Annotated in this window: 1 protein-coding gene; it reads right to left on the minus strand. The window is 68.6% G+C overall.

The genetic code is table 11. From position 1 onward, the window contains the following. Positions 1–34 precede the first annotated feature (34 nt). Positions 35–958 (minus strand): ISL3 family transposase (locus ACTQ1Z_RS08525; RefSeq protein ID WP_441860253.1); only part of this gene is annotated, 924 nt, incomplete at its 5' end.

Here is a 958-nt window from a genome sequence, read left to right on the forward strand (position 1 = left end):
GAGGCTTCGGTAGTTTGTGTGACAAGGGGCTAGCCTAGGCAGCAACGCTCTTCGCTCCCTTCACGCCCTTCTTCCTCGCCTTCACCGGGCGACCCGGGAGCTGGGGCTGGCAGTCGCCGCACCTGAGCATGAGCAGGGCCACGAGGTTGTCGGTGTTGCGGAAGCCGTAGCCCATCCTCACCGCCACCTTGATCTTGTTGTTGATGGCCTCTACGCGCCCGTTGCTGATGCCGAGCTCGACTGCGGCGATGATGTCGTCGCGCCGGCGGCGCACCTTCTTCTCCACGGCGACGACCTTGGCGATCTTGCAGTAGGCGGCCCTGTGCATCCAGTCGTCGAGCAGCTCGGCGGCCTCGGAGCCGTCGGCTGCCCGGAAGACGGCCCGCAGGTCCTCCTTGAGCTCCCAGGCCCTGACCAGCCGCGAGCCGGCCCTCTTCTTGAGCGCCTCGAGCCTCGCCCTCTGGCCGTCGGTGAGGTCCTCGGGGTTCTTCACGAGCGCGTAGCGGCTGCCCTTGATGGAGGCCGCCTCCTCCTCGAGCGCCCTGACCTCCTCGGGCGGCAGCTCGCCTTTGGCAGGCCTGCCGCGCTTGCCCTCGGGCCTGGGCCTGGCGGCCCTGGCGGCGGCCCTGGCGGCGTTCCACTCCTCGCAGCGCACGGCGTCGAGCGCGTCGTTCATCCACTGGACCACGTGGAAGGGGTCCATGACCCACCTCGCGTTGGGGCAGCGGCGCTTGACCAGCTGCCTTATCCACCTCGCGCCGTCGGCGGTCACCACCTCTATGGCGCGCCTCTGCTCGCGCGTGAGCTCGTCGAGGAACAGGTTGAGCACGTCCTTGCCGGTGCCCTCGTGCGCCCAGATGAGGCAGCCGCGGTCGTGGTCGACGACCACCGTGACGTACTTGTGGCCCTTCTTGTACGACGTCTCGTCGATGCCGATGCGGCGCACGCCGTCGAACCT

The sequence above is a fragment of the Parolsenella sp. LCP21S3_E11 genome, from assembly GCF_052118165.1.
Classification (GTDB): domain Bacteria; phylum Actinomycetota; class Coriobacteriia; order Coriobacteriales; family Atopobiaceae; genus Parolsenella.